This is a genomic window from Fodinibius halophilus (assembly GCF_011059105.1).
GTDB lineage: Bacteria > Bacteroidota > Rhodothermia > Balneolales > Balneolaceae > Fodinibius > Fodinibius halophilus.
This window is the reverse complement of the sequence record NZ_JAALLS010000021.1, coordinates 37,753-59,743: the sequence shown is the minus strand read 5'-3', so window position 1 is coordinate 59,743 and position 21,991 is coordinate 37,753. Positions and strand designations below refer to the sequence as shown.

Genomic DNA, 21,991 nt, shown 5'->3' with positions numbered 1-21,991 from the left:
CATAAAGAAAAATAAATTAAGTATATCATTATGGATTTTATTACAAAACACAATAATATTGTCTACGGGGGGCTACTGGTCATACTCGTAGTCATGGTTTCTTGTGATTCTCTTACTTCATATAATGAGAATCCAAATGAGCCACAAGAAGCAAGGACAACTTATCTTTTGACTAATGTTCAAAAAAGCTTGTCAGATACCCAATGGGATGATTTCAACTTAGGGCGGTTTGGTAACTTGTATGCCCAATATTGGTCGCAAACGCAGTATACTGATGAAAGTCGGTATTCTCCTCGGACCGGTTCTATAAATTCAATGTGGGCCGATTATTATCTAAATATCAGAGATCTGGAGGAGATTATTCGTTTAAACCGCGAAAATCCAGATAAATATAAGGGATATGGTGCTAATCAAAACCAGATTGCAGTGGCTAAGATACTCAAAGCTTGGTCCTATCAAATGATTACTGATGTTTGGGGAGCAGCACCATATAAAGATGCTATGGGAGGACGCGAAAACCCATCTCCCAAATACTCTTCTCAGGAAGAAATATATACTGGTATTATTAAAACGCTCACTGAAGCTAGTGACTCTATAGATGTTAATGCAAGTGGTTTTACTGCTGGTGATGTCATTTATGACGGGAATATGACAAAGTGGAAAAAATTTGCTAACTCCCTAAAAATGCGTGCTGCTATGCGTATTGCAGATGCTAAACCACAATTAGCAAATACGGCAATTAACGAAGCTATTAGTGCCGGGGCGTTTGAGAGTAATGAGGATAATGCAGTTTTTACGTACAAAACGGCTGTTCCCAATAACAATCCAATTAATGAAGCGTTTAAGAATCGTAATGATTTTGCTGTTTCAGAAGCTCTAGTTGGATTAATGAAGTCGAATAGTGATCCTCGATTGCCTTTTTATGCAGATCCGGCATCAACGGGAGATTATTTAGGCTATCCTTATGGGCTTTCTAATGGCGCTGCTCCAAAATATTTTGCGGATCAGCCATTCTCGTATCCAAGTAGTAAGGTTAGAGACGCAACAGCTCCAGCTTTGTATATGCTTTATGATGAAGTCCTGTTTATCAAAGCAGAAGCTGCTGAAAGAGGATATATTTCTGGAACTCCTGCAAACTTCTATGAGCAAGCGATTGAAGCTTCTATAAACTATTGGAGTAACGAGAGTGTTTCTCAATCTGATATCTCAAGTTATATAGCCAATGTTCCTTATAATGCTTCCAATTTTGCACAGCAAAAATGGCTTGCTCTTTATATGCAGGGAGTTCAGGGTTGGTCCGAGTTTAGGCGACTGGACTTTACAGGAGTACTTCAACAACCAGCTGCGGGTAAAAAGGGAACCTTTGGTACTGATTTTCCACAGCGTTATCCTTATCCAAATGAGGAGTACAACCTGAACCAGACAAACCTTAAGGCTGCAATTGAGATGCAGGGTGCAGATAACCAAGGTACCAAACTCTGGTGGGACCAAAACTAATTTTGAAATTTAAAATATCATAATTATGCGAAGCAATTCATTAACATTATTTATTATATGTTTGGTCATAGTAGGCTTTTTCCAAGCGTGTGACGTAGCAGGTGAAGAAAGCTATGATTGGGAACCCGGTGAAAGTCTTAATATCATGGGGCCTGTAGAAGTAGCAATCCCTCAGGATACAACAACTGCAGATACTAATGATGTAGTTCCGGTTACCAAATCTTATTATTCAAGAGCCTTTACAATAAAAAAGGATTACTCTTGGACGGTAGAAGGAAGTGCGAGTAAAGACTCAGTATATCGAGATGGAGAATACATTGATGTTACCTTTGGTAACGCAACTGGGTCAGATACGACTACTACTACGATATCTGTTGATGATGGTGAGTATCAAGGGTCTATAACAATTAAGGCCTTCCGTCAATCCAACGAATCAGCAGGTATTTAGGGATAGCTATCATACAAATATCTCAGTTTAGCCCCTTCCACTGCGGAAGGGGTTTTTTTATTTTAAACAGTAAATAGAGTAAGCTCTATTTATGATTGATTCACATCAACAAAATGGATATGCTGTGCAGCAATAGTTAATCATTTCCATATTGTTATTACGCATTGTCTACTTACGCTGATATCGTTTTCGCTACTGCTGTCCGACAGCCATTCACTTATAGCTTACCCGCAGATCTCCTGGAAAAAGCCCAGGTGGGTAAGAGAGTATGGGTGCCCCTGCAAAAGCATAAGGCAATCGGGATGATTGTCAACATCCATAACAAGGAACCGGAGTTTAACACTCGTAATGTACAGCAGGTATTGGATGAAAAGCCGGTACTATCCCAAGAAATGCTACAGCTTACACGTTGGATCTATCGGTTTTATTACTGTGGATGGGGCGAGGCAATTCAGGCCGCTCTTCCTCTGGGACTTAATTTTTATGCTGAAAAATATTTACGAGCAGTAACAGAAGCGGTGCCTGATTATTTGGATGACCACGAAAAGGAGATTATTGAAGAAATAACTGGACAGAGTTCCTACCAGTTAAAGGAAGCCCAAAAAAGATGGGGCGACAAGGTTATTGATAAATTGGTAGGTCAGAAACTACTAGAAATTCGTGAAGAGCCTGTAACTAAGATGGACCCCAGGACCGACAAGCTATGGAGCTGGACTGATAAGTTATCTGTTAAAGAGATCCATGAATTTATTAGTGAGCATAAAGAGTCCGATAAGTTTTATAAATGGATTCAAGCGCTGGAACTTCTTACAGAGCTTGGCCTGCCGGAATTTCAAAAAGAGCTTACAACTCATGAACTGCTAGAACATTATACGCTGCAGCGTATTGCAAAAGAGGAATTAATAGAAGCGAAAGAAGTAGAGGCCAATAACATTAGTTTAAAGCTGGATCATGATCCGACTCAAATAAATACGTTAAATGATGAGCAGCTCGATGCTTTTGCAGAAATTGAATCTGCCCTGGATAGGGATGCGTTTGCAAATTTTTTACTCTTTGGGGTAACGGGAAGCGGCAAAACAGAGGTGTATATCCATGCATTGAAAAAGGCGCTTGAGCAGGGCAAAGGCGGATTGGTATTGGTGCCTGAAATCGGATTGACTCCCCAAATTGTGAAACGGTTTTATACTATTTTTGGGGATGAAATAGCGGTACTGCACAGCCGGTTAACCAATCGTGAGCGCTATGATGCTTGGAGAGCATTACAAAAAGGGGAAAAACGCATAGCAATCGGTGCACGATCGGCCGTTTTTGCACCTATTCAGAATCTGGGAATTATCATAATTGACGAGGAGCACGACTCATCCTATAAACAGGAAGATCCGGCTCCGCGCTATCATGGCAGAGATGTAGCTATTATGCGTGCCCATATTAACGATGCTGTAGCGGTAATGGGATCTGCTACACCCAGTATGGTTACCCTGCATGGGGCAAAGAAAGAGAAGAGTACACTGTTAACATTAACGGAACGCCCGTTTGAAGCATCGATGCCAGAAGTTGAGGTACTTGACCTGAAGCAGTATCGTTCCGCTATGAAAGGGCCTGTCACGATACCCCTGTTTGAGGCAACAAAGGAAGCGGTAGAACGGGGAGAGCAAGCTATATTCTTATATAATAGGAGGGGCTTTTCATCATATATCCAGTGCGAAACATGTGGGGATATCCCGGAGTGCCCCAACTGCTCGGTCAGCCTCACATTTCATAAATCCAAAAAACAATTGCGTTGCCACTATTGTGGTTATTCGCAATACCAGCCGCGTCATTGCAGGGAATGTGGTAATGAATCGGTGGTCCCACAAGGGAGCGGAACGCAACAGCTGGAAGAAGAAGTGGCTGACCTCTTCCCCAATGCGGAGACGCTGCGCATGGATTTTGATACTACCTCGGGGAAGGATGCACATGCCAACATATTAAAAGCTTTTGGGCGTAAGGAAGCCGATATATTGGTGGGCACACAGATTGTGGGCAAGGGATTGGATTTTCCCGATGTTACGGTAGTGGGAGTGATAGATGCGGATACGGAACTGGCATTTCCATCTTTTAGATCCGGGGAACGGATGTATCAACTGCTGAGCCAGGTAGCAGGACGTTCGGGACGGGCAGGCAAAGCCGGCAAAGTATATTTTCAGACCTGGCAGCCCGATCATCCGGCTATACAGGCAGCACAAGAGCACGATTTTAAGTCATTCGCACGCCAAGAGCTGGCTTATCGAAAAATGTTGCAATATCCTCCATACTCCAGAATTATTCGCTTTGCTTTTAAAGGGAAAAAGGAATGGTTAGTACAAAAGGTTGCTGAGGCGTTTACTGAAAGTCTTATTACAACATTAGGGAAATCAGAAGCCGTACTGGGTCCTTCGCCTGCTGCAATTGCTAAAATGCAAAACCATTACAGATGGGAGACCTTTATTAAAATTTCACCGGATAATGGGGCTACAGCTATTGAACGACTTGTTGATGCTACTTTTGATCATTATGACCAACATAAGCCCAAGGGGGCAAGTTCAATACGCATCAACGTAAATGTAGATGCTTTGGAATAATGAGTAATGGAATGCTAGGGACTTGCATTCTGTATAATTAATTCGATTATTACAGGCATAACTAAGGTATCAATAACTTAATTAGATACTTATGGGTGAATCACGGGTAAAGTTAGCCGACAGCCAAGAAGAAGTGCAGCGCTTTATGAAGTATGTGCTCAAAGATTTACGAGCACTGGATCGAATGCTGGATGAAGGGGACTGGTTTGAGTCAGATACAATCAGGATAGGGGCCGAGCAGGAGCTCTGTTTGGTAGATCAGCAAGCAAAGGCGTGGCCTCGTTCTATGGAGATCATGGAAAAGTTGAGTGCTGATGATGCCGGAGATTTTACCACCGAGTTTGCCAAGTTTAACCTGGAGATTAACCTGAAGCCTCTTGAGTTTAAGGGCGATTGCCTGTCCCGGATGGAGGAGAATTTACAGAAGAAGGTAGACCAGGCCCGGGAAGTAACCGAAGAGCTCGGGGGAGAGATATTACTGACCGGCATTTTGCCAACGATCCGAAAGATGGATGTGGATCTGAAAAATATGACGCCTCTACAGCGGTATCGGGCACTTTCGGAAGCAATAATGTCGTTGCGAAGTGAGGATTTTGATCTCCGGATACAGGGGATGGATGAACTGCTAATGAAGTTTGATTCCCCTTTGTTAGAGGCCTGTAATACCGCATTCCAGGTGCACCTGCAGGTAACCCCCGAAGAATTTGTGCCCAAATATAATATATCTCAGCTTATAACGGCCCCGGTATTGGCAAGTACGGTGGGCTCGCCCATCCTGTTTGGAAAGCGCTTGTGGAATGAAACGCGTATCGCCCTTTTTCAACAATCGGTGGATACACGAACGGTAGGGGATCATCTCAGAGAAAGTAGTCCGCGCGTGACGTTTGGTAATGAATGGGTGAAAGAGAGTATTCTCGAGATCTTCCAGGAAGATACGGCGCGCTATCGGGTGATGCTCAGTTCGGAGGTTACCGAAGATGTGGGGAAGATGCTGGATGAAGGGACCCCTCCGGCTCTTAAAGCACTACAGGTACATAACGGTACGGTATATCGATGGAATCGTCCTTGTTATGGAGTCATTGATGGTAAAGCACATCTGCGTATTGAGAACAGGGTATTTCCCTCGGGCCCAACGGTAACGGATGAAATTGCCAATTCGGCTTTTTGGTTGGGATTGATGAATAAGATGGATGATTACTATCCTGATGTATCAGAGAAAATGGATTTTGATGATGCACGGATGAATTTTGTAGCAGCATCGAAGTTGGGATTGGATACCAAGTTTCGGTGGTTTGATGATCAGCGAATTAATGCCGTAGATCTTATTACCGAAGAGCTGCTGCCCATTGCCCGCGAGGGGTTGGAAAAAGTGGATATTGATGATGATGACATAACTGGCTATCTTGAGATTATTGAGAAGCGCGTAGAGTCAGGCCAAACGCCCTCATATTGGATGCTGAATAACTACGCCACGCTCAAGAAGGAAAACCAATCCAAGGAACAGACGCTTGCTGCTATTACCACGGCCATGATCAAGAATCAAAAGAAAGGAGAGCCCGTGCATAAATGGGGCCGGGCCCGGATGGAAGACCTGGAACATTGGCAGCCTTCCAATTTGATTGTGGAAGAATTTATGACCACCGATCTGTTTACCGTTCAAAAGGATGATATCCTGGAATTTACGGCCAACCTGATGGATTGGCGGCGTATCCGTTATGTTCCGGTAGAGGATGACAAAAAACAGCTGGTAGGATTGGTTACCATGCGGATGATTTTTAACGCCTACAGTAAATCAGTGAATCATGAGGAAGATGTGGTTAAATCGGTAGAAGATATCATGATCACGAATCCTATTACCATTCATCCGGAAGCTTCGATTATGGAGGCTATGGATATTATGGAGAGCCAACAAATTGGTTGTCTTCCGGTGGTTAAAAATAATCGACTGGTAGGCATTATAACAGAACAGAATTATATGGCAATAACAGGGCGGTTGCTTAAAGTACTACATTCGAACAACAACTCTGATGAACAATAGTAGCGTAGCAAAAGTAAAAACAGAAGATATCAATAAACGAATCATAGGTGCTGTTGAAGGGGACCCGGATGGTCCTACTGTGGTAGTCTTGGCTGGCATGCATGGCAATGAGCGCGCCGGAGTTGAGGCCGTGAAAAATGTTATTGGAACGCTCCATGGTATAGAACCGCCTATCGATGGACATTTGCTGGGGTTGCGTGCTAATATCAGTGCGTTGGAACAGAATATGCGCTATATCGATGAGGATATGAATCGTATCTGGTTTCCCTCGGTTATCAGTGAAGTTCGGGAGACGCCGGAAAAAGAGTTGGGCTCTAGCGAACGAGTGGAGATGAAGCGGTTATTAAGAATTCTTGATAACATTGAAAACAGGACCAACGGACCCGTGATATTGGCTGATGTCCACACCTTTTCTGCTGATGGATGGATGTTTACTATTACCAGCTCAGATCCCAAGCAGCGGAAGCTATTATCAAAGCTTCATGTACCTATGGTTTTTGGGATTGAAGAGTCATTGCTGGGTACCGCTCTCGGTTATTATCAAAAGCAGGGCTTTGTCTCTTTTGGATTGGAAGGTGGTCAGCACAGGCACCAGTTAACAGAGTATAATACGACTGCTTCACTGATGTTACTGTTGCAGGCGGTGGGTTGTATTGAACAGCAATATGTGGATCAAATAAAGAAGTATGAAAAGCATATGCGCTCGCACACCAAATACCTGCCGGTGGAAACCGAGCTGGTTTATCAGCATATTATTGAATCCGGTGATGAGTTTAGGATGCAGCCGGGTTACAAAAATTTCCAGCCGGTAAAGAAAGGTGAGTGGCTTGCATCAGATAAGGAAGGAAAAATTGTCGCACGTTGCGACGGTTACATTCTCATGCCCCTGTATCAGAGTCAGGGTAACGATGGATTCTTTATTATCAAAGAGCACGAGAGTTAACTTTTTTTGTTATTTTAATGTGCGCTTGGATTGGGTTACAAGCCAAAGAAGTGAATTCCCATCAATTAGAAAAGGTTATGGAAGATTACCAATTTGTTGACGGTACCCGCCTATCATCGGTGATTGAATCTCTTATTTTTGCCAGTCCGGAACCGATTTCGGAGGAAAAGATTTGTGAAATTATTGCCAAAGGGGAAGAGAATCTGGGGCTTGAAACGGATGCGATTGAGCCATTTGTAGATAAGCTGAATCAGCGGTACGAAGAAAATGGCTTGGCATTTAGAATTGATTACGTGGCAGGAGGCTATACTTTTGCCACTAAAAAACGATACGAGCCTTGGCTGAGTATTTTTCAGCATGAGAATGCGTACCGAAAACTCTCGCAGTCTGCTATTGAAACGTTGGCTATTGTAGCCTACAAACAACCGGTAACAAAGCCTGAGGTTGATGATATTCGTGGTGTTGATTCCGGCTATATTCTACGCCAGTTGCTAGAGAAAGTCCTTATTGAAGTCTCTGGACGGCTAGATGCTCCGGGTAAGCCATTGCTTTACCGAACCACAAAATATTTTTTAAAGCACTTTGGCATCAACAGTATTGATGAATTGCCCAAGCCGCGTGAGATTGAAGAAATCCTGAAAGATGATGATATGGCGGAACATCGCCAGTTCCTTTTTGATCGTCAATTGGAACTCAAAGAGCTTCAGGATAAGGTCGAGGATGACGATACGGCTGAAACGGCTCTCTCACTAATCGAAGCCGTAGAGAAGATTGATGAAGATGAAGTTGAAATCCCCAATTTGGAAGAATACACAGCAGAAGAACTTTTACTGGATGATGACGATGAAGGTGAAGAAGAATCAGAAGATGAAACTAATGAAACGGAAGAACAGGTAGATCATGAGTCGAAAGAAGAAGAATAGACCATCTGGTAATAAAAACGAACCCTTACACCAGGCTGAACAGAATTATGACAAGGATGAACTGATCCGGCTGAATAAGTATATCGCACACTGTGGCTTTACATCACGGAGAAAAGCGGATGATTACATTGCTGCCGGTAAAGTGAAAGTTAATGGTGAAGTAGTCACACAGATGGGTGTTAAGGTGCGCCGGACAGATGAGGTAGTGGTAGAAGGGCAAACACTCAGCCTGGAGAAGTTTGTTTATATCTTACTCAACAAACCCAAAGACACGATAACAACTACGGACGACCCGCGTGGCCGTGATACCGTGATGGATAAGATTGAAGATGCCACCGGCAAGCGTGTATACCCGGTAGGGCGGCTCGATCGCCATACTATGGGGTTGCTATTGTTGACCAATGATGGAGACCTTGCTAACCGCCTGATGCATCCCAGTTACCAGGTGCGAAAGACGTATGAGGTTGAAACATTGCCCGGTCTCAAAGATGATCAGATCCAGCAGCTGGCAGAAGGTATTGAGCTGGAAGATGGACCGGCCAAAGCGCATAAGATAAGTCGAACGCCCGATGGTTTTGTGATGTCCATTTTTGAGGGACGTAACCGGTTGGTTCGCCGAATGGTCGAATATTTTGATTCGGAAGTTACAAAGTTAAAACGTGTTGAGTATGCAGGGCTTACGTTGAAGGATGTAAAAATGAGTCGTTGGCGTTACCTCAGAAGAAAAGAAATTAATGCACTCCGAAAAATGGTAAAACTTGATCCTCTTAATTTTACCTAAAAAGAGGTTTTCGCTGTTTGCTGAATGTAAATAAATGAAGAAGAGCAATTTAATATTTGAGAGCAATGAGTTCATCAACAATTACAAAAGAATCGGGTTCTGTTTCTTCAAACGAAGGACTTCCAATTTATTATGATTGTTATCTGCCTCCGAACAGTGGGGCAGAGCCTTTGCCGGTAGTTATTTTTTTGCACGGCTTTAAGGGATTTAAAGACTGGGGGGCATTCCCCGAAGCTTGCGCTGCCATAAGTGAAGCCGGTTTTGCAGTGGCAGCAATGAACTTTTCGCTGAATGGAGTGGGCGAAAGTATGACTGAGTTTGACCAGCTGGATCTATTTGCCCGCGAAACATTGAGCCAGGATCTGGAAGATGTGCGATCGATGATCTCTGCTATACACAATGAACAGGTTTTTCCAGCGGGTTCCAGTGTTGATACCGGTAGTATAGGATTACTAGGTCACTCCCGGGGGGGACATACTGCAGTGGCTGCCGCAGCGGAATATGCCGAGGTCGCATCCGTTGTTACGTGGTCGGCAGTAGCCGATTATAATGCCCGTTGGAGTGAGGATATGATATCTGACTGGGAAAATAAGGGAGTAACCGAAATTATGAATGGTCGCACCGGCCAGGTTATGCCGGTTAAGGATGTGGTTTACAAGGATGCCCTGGAAAATGCGGATCGGTTGATGGCTGTAAAGCGTGCCCGTGAGCTGACCATACCGGCTCTGTTTATTCATTCCAAAGGTGATGAGGCAGCCTCCTATGATAATGCCGAACAGTTGTATAGGAATTGCGCTTCTGATCATAAAGACCTGAAACTTATTGAGGATTCCGGACATACTTTTGATACCGCTCATCCGTTTGATGAGGATGAATTTCCGGAAGCATTTCAGCAGGCATTGGACTATACTACTGCTTGGTTCCAAAAGCATCTGCAATAATTGAACAGCCGGTCGGTTAATGAAGAAAAAGCTATAATGCGTCGATTTATTTTTCTTATTACACTTCTTGTAAGTGTAACTGTTTCTACTTCTGGTCAGGTGCCGGAACTTATTAACGATCCCGAATTCCATCCCGATGCAAAAGCAGCTGTAGATTCTATTTACAATTTTAATTTTGATGGGGCCGATAGTCGACTTGCCCCATGGAAGAAAGTGTATCCCGAACATCCTATATGGACGCTACTGGAGGGGATGAAATACTGGTGGAAGGTCCTTTCTGACCTGCAGGATACTGCACATGACGAACGATTTATTAATATTATGAAGAGGGTGGATTACCAAGCCGGTAAACTACTTTACAAGCACCCCTCACATGCCGACGGTTTAATAATAAGGGCAATCAGTAATGGTTACCTGGCTCGCCATAATGCCAATCGCAGTAACTGGGTGACCAGTATGCGGTATGGTCGTAAAGCGATGAAGGCCCATCAATACCTGAAGCAGAAACAGCCCGATCTTGCAGATTTAAAACTGGCCGAGGGACTCAAACTTTATTATACCGCTTATCTGCCGGAAGCGTACCCCATTGTTAAAACTGTTTCTTGGGCATTACCCTCGGGGGATAAAACAAGGGGGCTGCAGCTTATTAGAGAAGCTTCGGATGAAGCAATATTTGCACGGGCGGAAGCTACCTACTTTTTGGGAAATATCAACTATAACTACGAGAAAAAGTACAAAATTGCTGTTCGAGAATTCGAAGAACTGTATAACAAATATCCCGATAATAATTACTATGCACGGATATTAATAAAGAGTTATTACAAGCAAGGTCGGTATAATGAGGCGTTTACCGCTATTAACGAGATTTTGAATCGCTGGAAAGAAAGAGAGCTTCCACATTTTGAGGTGATGGAGGAAGAGCTTCTGACATGGAAAGGGCGGATTTTTGAAAAGAAAGATGAAAGGGAGCAAGCAATTGAAGCATATAAAGAAGCTTTTGCTGCAAGTACCGAGTTACCTAACTCCACGGAGCGATCTTTTTATACAGCTGCCGGCTACCTTGCTGGTAAGTTGCTCTACAAGCAAAATAATGTCAATGCGGCCAAAAGCTATCTGAAAAAAGTAAGCAGAGCGGGCATAGATAATAAGTATAAAGACCGATCTGAGGATTTATTAGAACAAATAGGGAACTAAGTTTGCTTATATACTTATGATAAAGTAACAGTGATTGTTATAAGCTTATAAAGCATATTAATGTTATTGCGTATTGTGCTGATATTCGCTAATTAAATTACCCTTTTATTCTCACACAAAGTTCAAACTAAGATGCTATGTTATTAGGCTTATTATCAGACTCCCATGATCACGTGCCCCATATAGAGCAGGCAGTACATATTTTTAAAGAGGAGAATGTCGATTTAGTGTTACATTCCGGTGATTTTTGTAGTCCTTTTACGATTCCTCCTTTCGAGGGCTTACCGTTGAAAGGAGTTTTTGGTAATAATGACGGAGACCACTATTTGTTGATAGAAAAGTTCAAGGATATTGGAGCTGAGCATATGGGAAGCTTTGGAGAGCTGGAACTAAACGAGGAACGGATAGCTCTGTATCATGGTACTGATCTTCCTATCACAACAGCTCTTGAAGAGTGTGGGCGTTATGATATTGTGGTATCGGGGCATACCCATAAGAAGAAGGCAAAAATCATTAACGATACTCTTGCCATAAATCCGGGTACCGTGCACGGTTTCGGAGGTGAAGCAACCATCGCACTGGTTGATACCGAGACAATGAAGGTAGACTTTAAAGAATTAACAGGATAGAGATATACGCTTGTACATCTCCATCCTGTTTAGAAATGCTTTATTGTAGGTTATTACAAACAGCCTCAGTAAAGGTTTCGGTTGTTCCGCTGCCTCCAATATCGGGAGTACAGACAGATTTGTCTTCCAGTGTATAGTAAACAGCTTGCCTGATGCGGTCAGCCAATTTGTTTTCATCAATGTGATCTAAGAGCATTAACCCAGAGAGCAAGAATGCAATGGGGTTTGCTTTATTTTGGCCGGCGATATCAGGTGCAGAACCGTGTACTGCTTCAAACATTGCAGCATCGTCTCCGATATTAGCTGCCCCGGTAAGACCAAGTCCGCCAACAAGGCCCGATGCCAAGTCAGAGAGGATATCTCCAAAAAGATTGGTGGTTACAATCACGTCAAATTGCTCAGGACGCATAACCATCTGCATGGCCATATTATCTACGATAAGATCTTCATACTCAATATCGGGATAATCTTTGGCAATCTCTTCGCCAACTTCCATAAAGAGACCACAGGTATACTTTAGAATATTAGCTTTATGAACGAGCGTAACCTTGTCACGCCCTTTGTTTTTAGCATACTCAAAGGCAGCACGCACTACTTTTTCACTGGCATCCCGGGTAACAACCGCAATGCTTTCGGCGTGGCTGTCTTCTTCAACCCATTGTTCTTTACCGATGTAGAGTCCTTCGGTATTTTCACGGAACATGACCAGATCAACATCTTCAAATCGGCTGTGAATATGGGGCAAGGTTTTGGCAGGGCGAATATTGCTATACAGCGCAAACTTTTTTCGCATAGCAACATTAACAGATCGGAAGCCGGCACCCACTGGGGTCGTCAAAGGTCCCTTTAAGGCGATACGATGCTTCTCTATCGCCTCAATAGTTTCGTCGGGCAAGGGGTTGCCTAGCTCTTCTTGGGCGGTAAGACCGGCAATATGTTCTATCCAGTTGATGTCGGCACCTGCCTCATCAAAGATGGTTGTTACAGATTTAGTGATTTCGGGACCAATTCCGTCTCCGGGAATTAAAACTATATCATGCATGTGGAGGAGTACATTTAGAGAGGTTTCAAAAATATTTTGCAGAGTCCCGAAATATACAAATAATACTGCGTGATGTCAGCAGTTTTTTGGGATAGGAGTCAGTCTAAGTTGATCTCCAGTACAGCAGAGCCTTCAAAGTTTCCGTCACGCAGGTCGTTCAGGGCCTCATTTGCTTTAGTTAGCGGGTAGGTGGTTACGTTCGATTTAACAGGAATTTTTGGGGCGAGTTCCATAAAGTCGAGCCCATCTTGCCGGCTAAGGTTGGCAACAGATTCTATAGAGCGTTCTTCCCACAGATCGCTATAAGGGAAACTGGGAATATCACTCATGTGAATACCGGCGCATACTACTTTTCCTCCTTTTTTTACCGCTTTAAGTGCTTGAGGTACCAGCGGACCCACAGGAGCGAAGATGATAGCAGCATCTAATTTTTTGGGAGGCAGAGTATCAGATCCCCCCGCCCAAACGGCACCTAGAGAGCGGGCAAAATCTTGCCCCTCTGTATCGCCGGGCTTGGTAAAGGCGTATATTTCTTTTTGCTGGTATAAGCTCACCTGTGTTAGAATATGGGCCGCTGACCCAAATCCATAAAAGCCAAGTGTCTGGGCATTCCCTGTTTTGCGCAGTGATCGATAACCGATAAGGCCGGCACATAGCAGGGGCGCTGCTTGCAAGGCGGGGTATTCATCAGGGATGGGGAAACAGAAGTGAGCATCGGCAACGGTATATTCAGCAAATCCACCATTGATATTGTAACCGGTAAATCGGGCATTATCGCAGAGGTTTTCTTGACCGGCACGGCAAAATTCACAATGGCCGCAGGTATAGCCAAGCCAGGGTACTCCTACTTTATCACCTTTGGAAAATCCCGAAACAGAATCTCCTGTTTCTTCAACGATGCCTACTACCTGATGACCCAGAATAAGTGGCAGGTCAGGGTTATCAAGTTCGCCATCTACAATATGCAGATCTGTGCGGCAGATGCCACAGCTTTTTACTTGAAGAAGAAGTTGATTTTCATTGGGCTGGGGCGTGGGTACTTCTCTCAGCTCAAGGGGTTCCCAAACGGTATGTAAGACCATTGCTTGCATTGTCGGCTGGTACTAATGGTTAAGAATTAATAGCGATGGTGGCGCCTTTTTTCCTGGAGTTTTTTATCAAGGCTGTATGTTCCCGGACCAATGAAAATGAGACTCAGAAAAACGACGCCCATTTCTATACTGTGTGAATAGCTGGCAAAGCTGTCTCCGGCTCCTAGGTGTTGAGCGGCAGCAACAAGCATCACAACCAACAGGAAAAATACAGTTGGGCTAAAAAAGAGACCCAGTATCAAGAAAATGCCTCCAAAAAACTCAGTAACCCCTGCCATAAACCCAAAAAACATGGGGGCAAAATCAATACCGAGATATTGGACAGCTGTTCCAATTTCTGACCACACTTCAGGTCCGCCAAACATTTTGGGATAACCATGTATAATAAACATGATACCAAGACCGATACGAAGTATTAGTAATCCGACATCTCGAAATTCATTTCTTTTACGTTTATTGAGCATACAATTTTATAAATTATGAATTATAAGTAACGCGATAAATGGTGCCACTATGGTCATCGGAAATTAAAACAGAGCCATCGGAAAGTTGAAGCAGGTCTACCGGTCGTCCCCAAACTGCTTCGCCCCGTTGCAACCAACCATCGATGAAGGTTTGATAGGAGGTGGCTTTTCCATCTTTGAGCATAACCTTCGTTATACGATACCCAATTTTTTCACTTCTGTTCCAACTTCCGTGTTCAGCGATCAGTATTTGGTTTTTGTAGGAGTTGGGTAACATATCCCCGGTATAGAAGATCATTCCCAGGGGAGCAACATGTGGTCCAAGCTCCTGGGCCGGGGCCGTGAATTCGGTATCTATTTGTTCGGCTAATGTGCCAAACTCCGGGTCTTTGATATCATTTCCATGAATGTAAGGGTAACCGAAATGTTGGCCTTTTTCAGACAGGTTGTTGAGCTCGCAAGGCGGACGGTTATCACCTAACCAGTCGCGACCATTATCGGTGAACCAGAGATTCCCTGTTTGGGGATGCCAGTCGAAGCCCACGGTATTGCGTACGCCGTGAGCGATAATTTCTCGGCCGGTACCATCGGGATTAATCCGGCTAATGCTGGCAAAAATATCTTTATCAGGATTGCAGATATTACAAGGAGCACCAACGGGTACATAGAGTTTGCCATCCGGTCCAAAGTCGATGAACTTCCAGCCGTGATGCCCTTCTGTCGGGTAGCGGTTCGTTATGAGTGTTGGTTCGGGAGGGTTGTGAAGTTGCGAATCGATACTGTCAAGTTTCAGAATTTTACTAACAGCCCCGATATAAAGATCGCCGTTTCGATAGGCTATACCACTGGGGAGTCGTAAATTATCAGCTATCACAAAGACGCTGTCAGCCTTAAAATCTTTATTCTTATCGGTGATAGCATACACCTTTCCGGCATTACGACTGCCGGCATAGACGGTACCTTCTGCCCCAAGGGCAAGTTGACGGGCATTGGGGACATCTGCAGCAAAGATATCTACTGTAAAACCGGATGGGGCATCCAGTTTTTCTGTAATTTGTTGGCTCTTGTTTTGGGGAGAACACCCTGATAGCCACTGCAGTAGAAGTAAAGTAGATAGAAAATATACAATGATTGCAACCGCATGTGATTTCATAAGGAAACCATATTTATCCGCCTGTTTATTATTTAAGTATCAATCATGATACAATCCTTTATTATTAATATCGAATGAGGAGGGCTGTTTCTTATTTAAATAATTGTAAATAAATAGTTTGTGAAACTAAAAATCCGGTGTGGCTCTTGATACTATCGGGGAACAAAGCTAGGGGAGGGTATGTTAGATACGCTCTTTAAGGTGGGGTGCAAATATTAAAAGCGGGGAGTGATATCCTCCCCGCTCTTAGATTCGTAATATTAGGCAGTGGCCTTTTCTAGATGGGTGATTTTAGTTCCCAGAACATCAAGAAAAGCAGAAAGCCATTTTGGGTGGCCCGGCCAGGCTGGCGAAGTTACCAAGTTGCCATCAACTACAACTTCGGTTGGTTCTACCTCTTTGAAATTGGCTCCGGCTGCTTCCATTTCAGGCCCGCAGGCGGGATAGGCTGTAAGCGTTTTTCCATTGATAACATCTGCTGCTGAAAGGATTTGAAGTCCGTGACAGATAGCAGCTACTGGTTTCTCTTTCTCGAAGAAATGCTGCACCAGATTTAAGACGCCATCTTCAAGGCGCAGGTACTCCGGGGCTCGTCCCCCGGCGACGACCAATCCGTCATAGTCCGCAGGATCGACGTTATCAAAAGTTGCATTGAGAGCAAAGTTGTGACCTGGTTTTTCGGTATAGGTTTGATCTCCTTCGAAATCGTGAATTGCAGTTTTAACTACCTCTCCTTCTTTTTTGCCGGGGCAGACAGCATCAACGGAATGACCTACCATCTGCAGGGCCTGAAAGGGGACCATAATTTCATAATCTTCACCAAAATCTCCGACGAGCATTAATAATTTTTGTCCTGACATCTTGTTTACCTCATAGTTTACTTTATGATTACAATGCGCTGTATGTGTTTATAACTTTTGTTACTATTCTAGCGTTCTTCTTGGCTACAAATAGTAATAAGTTGACTGATAAAGGGACGTTGAGCAGGGTTAATCTTTTTTCGTGCTTCAAAAGGTCCGAAATATTCAATGCGATCGATCTCTGGAAACTCTTCAATTTTACCGGAATCCGGTGGCCATTCCAACTCAAAATAGTTGGGAGCAAAAATAAAGTCATCGGGAATTTGATATTCTACTGCCCATGCATGTACTGTTTTTCCGCCTTTTTGAGTGACGGTTCCCAGGTCCAGGAAATCACCCTCGGGGATAAAACCGAGCTCTTCTTGAAATTCTCTTTTTGCCGCATCCAGGGCAGACTCACCTTCTTCGATTTCTCCTTTGGGAATAGACCATGCTCCCTCATCTTTGTTCCACCAGTAAGGGCCACCGGGATGGGCCAGTAACAGTTGGAGATGAGGCTTGCGAGTAAACAGTACGATACCGGCGCTGGTTTTGGACACGTAGTTGGGGTAATTGGTTTTCAGGATTAATAAATACTTTAGCCAAAAGGTATAGGGAATTTACATTCTGTTCCATACCCAATGAGGGATGATTTTTAGGAGCCATGCTACCAATCTCCAGCGCTTAGTGATATAAGCACGATGTTTCTTCTTTTTGATAGCATCGGCAATTTGAGTTGCAGCCTTGTCTGTGTCAGCTATCCAAAACATTCCCCGTTTACCCTCTGTCATTTCGGATTCTACAAACCCCGGTATGATAGTGGTTACCGAGATATCGGCATCGCTGTGATTCGCCTTCTGCCGGTATCCCTGCAGGTAGGTATTCATAAATGCCTTTGATGCACTGTAAGGGGCACTTAATCCCCAGCCAAAGAACGAAGCCACCGATGAGATGCCGATAATATGACCATGGTCCTGACGGTGGAACATTGAGTAGCTGTAGGCAGCTAAGTTGGCAAACCCTCTGACATTTACATCAATTACGTGCATATCGCCCTCATGACTCACCCGTTTTTGAAAGTTGGAAACACCGGCATTGAGAACGATGCTGTCGATTCCATTCATCTGCTGTTTTAATAATTCCAGTTGGTCAATGGCATCATCAAACTCAGTAACATCCATGTAGGCTGTATGGATACGGGTACCCAGCTTCTGTTTTAATGATTCAAGTCGTTCAACACGACGTCCTGTTGCACCAATGGTATGCCCGCGGGCATGGAGTTCTTCTGCCAGGGCTTTGCCAATACCTGATGTTGCACCGATAATGGCTATTTTCTTGCTCATATTTTTTTAATGCTTTGATGAAATTGATGTTTCGCCAGGTTTATCCAACGCGAGGAATCGGAGTTTGATTTGCTAAAGAAACCGGGATGCATAATTTCCGCTAGTATACGAGTAGAGTCTACCAGCCGGGGTCCGGGGCGATTAAAATATTGATTCCCATCTGCTACATAAACCTGGTTGTTGCGTACAGCATCAAGGCCTTGCCACCCATCCTGCGAGGTAAGGTTAGAAAGTTCTGACAGGCTCTCTTCAATATCGTATCCACAGGGAATTATAGTTATGATATCGGGATTCCACCGCCGTATTGATTCCCATTCAAGCCATGGCGAATGTTTGCCTGCTTCGGCACCGAGGGGACGACCCCCTGCCAGCTGAATAAGCTCGGGTACCCAGTTGCCGGCTGCCATAAACGGGTCCAGCCATTCGATAGCTAAGATATCGGGATGGTGCAATTTAGCTGTCTTTTGCTGGATCTGCTGAAGATCTGATTTCATACTCTGCATCACCATTTCGGCTTGGTCCGATGCGTCAATGGCTTCGGCAATTGTTCGTATGGATGCTACTACCGAAGACAGATCAGTAGGGGAAACAGATACCACTTCCACGTGGTCGCCCACATAAGATCGAACAGCCTCTTTGACATCATCCAAAGACACTGCACATACCTCGCAATGATCTTGGGTGATAACAATATCCGGCTTTAGTGCTTCTAATTTCTCTTGGTCTACCCGATAGACCGATAGTCCTTCTTGTAGTAATGCTTTTACCCGCTGATCGATTTGGTAGCTCGTACCATCGGGATTGAATTTGGGTTCGGTACAAGCGGGAAGGTCGGAAATCCCCTCGGGGAAATCACACTCATGGGAACGCCCTACAAGTTGATCACTTTTTCCGAGAGCAGCAACAATCTCAGTGGTACTGGGTAAAAGAGAAACGATACGCATAACTTCAGGTATTCTGTGATAAAGGTTAGTACTTTAACATAAAAAAGGCAGTTCGGAAATTTCGAACTGCCACTAAAGTTAATGAAAAAGAGTCTATTTCTTAGAACTGTTCAGTTCTAAAGCTAATGAAACGTCAACTTCATCTCCGACAACAGCGGTTGCTGCCCAGTCGCCTACTCCTACACCATAGTCGGTACGGTTGAGAGTGAAATCAGATTTGATTCCTGCTACCCTGGTATTTTCGCGCATTGGGTTGTCACGAATGCCCAGTAATGTAAAAGGAAGTTTGAAGTCTGTGGTCGTATCTTTAATGGTCAATTTACCATGTGCGATGAATGTATTATCCCCTTTGCTGGTAATCTTATTACTCTTAAAAGTCATTGTCGGATATTTTTCAGCATTGAAAAAGTCGGGAGACTGTAAGTGCCCATCTCGTTTCTTCTTGTCGGTATCAACACTGTTTACCTGGATATCGACCGAAATGCTACTTTCTGTTAGATTATCAGGATCAAAATAGATTTCAGAAGAATATTCATGGAACTTACCGCTGATCGGCGTAAAGAAGTGTGTGATTTCAAAACTAACGCTGCTGTGAGCGGCATCAATTTTCCAGTTTGTTGCTTTTGTAGGCTCTCCGTTATGTATGGATGTAAAAGCCGTAATAACAAAGAATGAAGCAATTAAAAAAGTTAGTACTGTATTTCTTAAAATAGAATTCATCAAGTGTATTGGTTAATAGTTGGAATATTATTTTGAATGAGATGAAGATAAAGAATAATTTAGTTTAATGTTGAATTAATTTATAGCCCTACGGTATTCCATCAAGTTTGAGCCTATTAACAGTTTTAGCTGAGATTCATTCGTTTTATATCGGAACAAATAATCAATATATTCATTTGACTACTACCGAATAGATTTATTTAATCGCAATTTACTACCAAATATACTATATGAAGATTTTCAAACGATCCGCAGTATTCATTCTTGGCTTTTTTCTTGTTGCAGGTGTGGCATTTGCACAGGGACAACAGATGATGCAGCAGCAAACTGCCCAGCCCGACAGCATTTCTGACAAAGAGTTGAAGAAGTTTGCTACTGCCAACCAAAAAATGCAAAAGGTTCGTGGTGATATTCAAAAGAAGATGATGTCTGAAGTTAAGGCAGCACTCGAAGATAAAGAGATGGATGAGCAGCGTTTTCAGCAGATTATGATGAGTAAGCGTAATAAGAAAGCTGATTCTATAAATGTTACTCCTAAAGAGGAGCAAACAATTAAAGAGATTCAGCCTAAGTTAATGAAGGTCCAACAGGGCGCTCAGCAGCAGATGATGTCTGTCATTCAGGAAAGTGGACTTAACCCACAACGATTCCAGGTAATCATGCGTGCTGTACAGTCAAACCCTGAGGTAATGAAACGTTTTCAAAAGATTACTCAGGATACAATGAAGAAGAAGTAACCTTTTTCTTTTTAGTGTTTTATGAGTCCACTTTTGCTTTTGCAGAAGTGGACTTTTTTATTTCTTGCTTATCCATGAACTTTCTCTGGGATAAAATCGCCAGGGAAGTTGCGCATCTTCACCGGCGTAACCAACGCCAACACGGGTTGTTGCACACAACTGATCTGGTTGAAAGGAGAGGCCCCGGTCTTCGATCCAGATGCTATCACCGAGAAGAGAGGTGGCATCGTGGTTTGTTTTGATATTTAAAGCTTGAGTAAGCCGACCGGGACCGGCTGTCAGCGGGGGTGTGGATTTTTCAAAGCCCCGTCGCTTTAACATGGTATCGATGCCATCCATCGGTTTTATGGCTCGGATAAGTACGGCATCTGCTTTATCTTTTGTGTTGGTAACGACATTAAAAAGGTGGTGAATGCCATAACACAGGTATACATATGCAATGCCACCGTTCTGATACATCGTTTCGGTACGCTCTGTCCGGGTGCCATCATTAGCATGGCAGGCACGATCCCCCCGGCCACAATAGGCTTCAGTTTCTGTTATGATACCGCTCGTTATTGTATCACCAAAAGAGGTGCACAGAACTTTTCCTACCAGTTCTTTGGCAACAGTAACAACATCGTCTCGTCGATAAAATGAGGGGATAAGCTTTTGACCCGTCATATCAGGAGATAGTCGTATATGGATTTTCTGGTAAGGATGGTTGGTCCAAAAAATGTTCTTGGTAGGATCGGGCTATAATAGTACTGACAACAAATAGAACGGCAGAGTAAAATGCCCATATTCCAATTATAACTAAGATAGTATATCCTTGGTAAAAATAGCGGTATGCACTAAGGGCATACTCCAGATAGTAGCCAACTCCTAATTTAGCTGCTTCAAAAAGCAGGGTATAGATGCTGGCAGCCAGTAGGGCAACTTTAGGCTGCATGCGCTTTTCACTGATATATCGAAAAATGGTGTAGAATAGAATAAAGGTAAATACGATAGGGATGAGAACGTTCAGGAATTCATAAACCCAGCTAAGTTTAATCACCATTTCGGTAAAGGGCAGGTCAATTTGATTGATAGAAACCAGGGATAGCAGTGATATAATCAGGCTGAAGAACAAAAATACGCCTCCAACTAACCCAAAAGTAAAGAAGTTATATACCATCTCGAGAATGGGATGCCTTCGATCCTCATATTCAAAAATATCAAATACTACGTGTTTGAGGGTGTGGAAAAAGCCCTGTGAAAAGAAGACCAGAATTACTGTACCTACAATACCAAAAATGCGTCGGGCTCCCACGAGTGGTTTTAGCAGGGTTTCCAGGGTAATGGCACCGCGATATACATCACCGGATTGTGATTCATAGGTGAAGTTGGGAAACAGTTCGCGACCGTAACGAGTAATTTCTGCGAACGCATCTTCGTAGGAAAGGGCATAGCCGATAATTGAGATCATCAAAAGGATAAAGGGAATAGCACAAATGAATAGATTAAATGTAATTGCAGATGCACTAAAAAAGACATCTTTCTTTTTGATCAATTTTACGATGAGCCGCCAGAAATTCTTATACTTCTGCACTATAAATGAATACTAATTAATAAGTCAGCTTAGATTATTGGTCAGTACCTTACACCCAAACCGGCTGCTGTACCGCTCTAATAGTACTGAAAAA

General features: G+C 43.5%; 22 protein-coding genes. 11 read left to right on the top strand and 11 right to left on the bottom strand.

Annotated elements, in window-relative coordinates:
- Positions 1 to 30: 30 nt before the first annotated feature.
- From G3569_RS14490 to G3569_RS14445, 10 genes are all read left to right on the top strand, one after another.
- On the top strand, positions 31 to 1,497 hold the full coding sequence (locus G3569_RS14490; RefSeq protein ID WP_165270446.1) for a SusD/RagB family nutrient-binding outer membrane lipoprotein: 1,467 nt from the start codon (positions 31 to 33) through the stop codon (positions 1,495 to 1,497).
- A 25-nt stretch (positions 1,498 to 1,522) separates the two neighbouring features.
- Complete coding sequence (locus tag G3569_RS14485) at positions 1,523 to 1,945, top strand: hypothetical protein (RefSeq protein ID WP_165270444.1); 423 nt, start codon at positions 1,523 to 1,525, stop codon at positions 1,943 to 1,945.
- Positions 1,946 to 2,109: 164 nt separating this feature from the next.
- Positions 2,110 to 4,545 (top strand): replication restart helicase PriA, encoded by a 2,436-nt coding sequence (priA, locus tag G3569_RS14480; protein ID WP_165270442.1) that lies wholly within the window; start codon positions 2,110 to 2,112, stop codon positions 4,543 to 4,545.
- A gap of 91 nt (positions 4,546 to 4,636) precedes the next feature.
- A complete protein-coding gene (locus G3569_RS14475; RefSeq protein ID WP_165270440.1) occupies positions 4,637 to 6,583 on the top strand; it encodes a glutamate-cysteine ligase family protein in 1,947 nt (648 codons plus the stop codon).
- On the top strand, positions 6,573 to 7,526 hold the full coding sequence (locus tag G3569_RS14470) for a succinylglutamate desuccinylase/aspartoacylase domain-containing protein (protein WP_165270438.1): 954 nt from the start codon (positions 6,573 to 6,575) through the stop codon (positions 7,524 to 7,526). The genes G3569_RS14475 and G3569_RS14470 overlap by 11 nt, the downstream gene beginning before the upstream one ends.
- A 77-nt stretch (positions 7,527 to 7,603) precedes the next feature.
- Positions 7,604 to 8,449, top strand: coding sequence for an SMC-Scp complex subunit ScpB (gene scpB, locus G3569_RS14465; protein ID WP_240894732.1), 846 nt, complete (start codon positions 7,604 to 7,606; stop codon positions 8,447 to 8,449).
- Positions 8,427 to 9,230, top strand: coding sequence for a pseudouridine synthase (locus G3569_RS14460; RefSeq protein ID WP_165270434.1), 804 nt, complete (start codon positions 8,427 to 8,429; stop codon positions 9,228 to 9,230). Before scpB ends, G3569_RS14460 begins: the two co-directional genes overlap by 23 nt.
- A 65-nt stretch (positions 9,231 to 9,295) precedes the next feature.
- Positions 9,296 to 10,171 carry an alpha/beta hydrolase family protein gene (locus G3569_RS14455; protein ID WP_165270432.1) on the top strand — a complete coding sequence of 292 codons (876 nt, stop codon included), beginning with the start codon at positions 9,296 to 9,298 and terminating at the stop codon, positions 10,169 to 10,171.
- Positions 10,172 to 10,207: 36 nt separating this feature from the next.
- On the top strand, positions 10,208 to 11,365 hold the full coding sequence (locus G3569_RS14450) for a tetratricopeptide repeat protein (RefSeq protein WP_165270430.1): 1,158 nt from the start codon (positions 10,208 to 10,210) through the stop codon (positions 11,363 to 11,365).
- Between the two features lie 137 nt (positions 11,366 to 11,502).
- A complete protein-coding gene (locus tag G3569_RS14445; RefSeq protein ID WP_165270428.1) occupies positions 11,503 to 11,994 on the top strand; it encodes a metallophosphoesterase in 492 nt (163 codons plus the stop codon).
- Positions 11,995 to 12,034: 40 nt separating this feature from the next.
- Here the strand turns inward: G3569_RS14445 and G3569_RS14440 are convergent, their stop codons facing one another.
- The 9 genes from G3569_RS14440 to G3569_RS14400 all read right to left on the bottom strand — a co-directional run bounded on the left by G3569_RS14440 (position 12,035) and on the right by G3569_RS14400 (position 19,590).
- On the bottom strand, positions 12,035 to 13,036 hold the full coding sequence (locus tag G3569_RS14440) for an isocitrate/isopropylmalate dehydrogenase family protein (RefSeq protein ID WP_165270426.1): 1,002 nt from the start codon (positions 13,034 to 13,036) through the stop codon (positions 12,035 to 12,037).
- Positions 13,037 to 13,134: 98 nt separating this feature from the next.
- Positions 13,135 to 14,127 carry a zinc-dependent alcohol dehydrogenase family protein gene (locus G3569_RS14435; RefSeq protein ID WP_165270424.1) on the bottom strand — a complete coding sequence of 331 codons (993 nt, stop codon included), beginning with the start codon at positions 14,125 to 14,127 and terminating at the stop codon, positions 13,135 to 13,137.
- Between the two features lie 26 nt (positions 14,128 to 14,153).
- Positions 14,154 to 14,591, bottom strand: a complete 438-nt coding sequence (locus G3569_RS14430) for a DoxX family protein (RefSeq protein WP_165270422.1) — start codon at positions 14,589 to 14,591, stop codon at positions 14,154 to 14,156.
- Between the two features lie 13 nt (positions 14,592 to 14,604).
- Positions 14,605 to 15,744, bottom strand: a complete 1,140-nt coding sequence (locus G3569_RS14425; protein WP_165270420.1) for a PQQ-dependent sugar dehydrogenase — start codon at positions 15,742 to 15,744, stop codon at positions 14,605 to 14,607.
- Between the two features lie 260 nt (positions 15,745 to 16,004).
- Positions 16,005 to 16,604 carry a DJ-1/PfpI family protein gene (locus tag G3569_RS14420; RefSeq protein ID WP_165270418.1) on the bottom strand — a complete coding sequence of 200 codons (600 nt, stop codon included), beginning with the start codon at positions 16,602 to 16,604 and terminating at the stop codon, positions 16,005 to 16,007.
- 68 nt (positions 16,605 to 16,672) lie between these two features.
- A complete protein-coding gene (locus G3569_RS14415) occupies positions 16,673 to 17,143 on the bottom strand; it encodes an NUDIX hydrolase (RefSeq protein ID WP_165270416.1) in 471 nt (156 codons plus the stop codon).
- A gap of 60 nt (positions 17,144 to 17,203) precedes the next feature.
- Positions 17,204 to 17,926 (bottom strand): SDR family NAD(P)-dependent oxidoreductase, encoded by a 723-nt coding sequence (locus G3569_RS14410; protein ID WP_165270414.1) that lies wholly within the window; start codon positions 17,924 to 17,926, stop codon positions 17,204 to 17,206.
- Entirely contained in the window at positions 17,923 to 18,870 is a 948-nt protein-coding gene (locus G3569_RS14405) for a cobalamin-binding protein (protein WP_165270412.1), read from the bottom strand. The genes G3569_RS14410 and G3569_RS14405 overlap by 4 nt, the downstream gene beginning before the upstream one ends.
- Before the next feature lie 93 nt (positions 18,871 to 18,963).
- Positions 18,964 to 19,590 (bottom strand): YceI family protein, encoded by a 627-nt coding sequence (locus tag G3569_RS14400; protein ID WP_165270410.1) that lies wholly within the window; start codon positions 19,588 to 19,590, stop codon positions 18,964 to 18,966.
- A 230-nt stretch (positions 19,591 to 19,820) separates the two neighbouring features.
- On the opposite strand from G3569_RS14400, the gene G3569_RS14395 reads away from it, so the two are divergent.
- Positions 19,821 to 20,327, top strand: coding sequence for a DUF4168 domain-containing protein (locus tag G3569_RS14395; RefSeq protein WP_165270408.1), 507 nt, complete (start codon positions 19,821 to 19,823; stop codon positions 20,325 to 20,327).
- Between the two features lie 57 nt (positions 20,328 to 20,384).
- On the opposite strand, the gene G3569_RS14390 is transcribed toward G3569_RS14395, so the two are convergent.
- Together G3569_RS14390 and G3569_RS14385 are read right to left on the bottom strand one after the other, a co-directional pair.
- Positions 20,385 to 20,990 (bottom strand): DNA-3-methyladenine glycosylase, encoded by a 606-nt coding sequence (locus tag G3569_RS14390; RefSeq protein WP_165270406.1) that lies wholly within the window; start codon positions 20,988 to 20,990, stop codon positions 20,385 to 20,387.
- A gap of 1 nt (position 20,991) precedes the next feature.
- Positions 20,992 to 21,897 carry a YihY/virulence factor BrkB family protein gene (locus G3569_RS14385; protein WP_165270404.1) on the bottom strand — a complete coding sequence of 302 codons (906 nt, stop codon included), beginning with the start codon at positions 21,895 to 21,897 and terminating at the stop codon, positions 20,992 to 20,994.
- Positions 21,898 to 21,991: the final 94 nt, after the last annotated feature.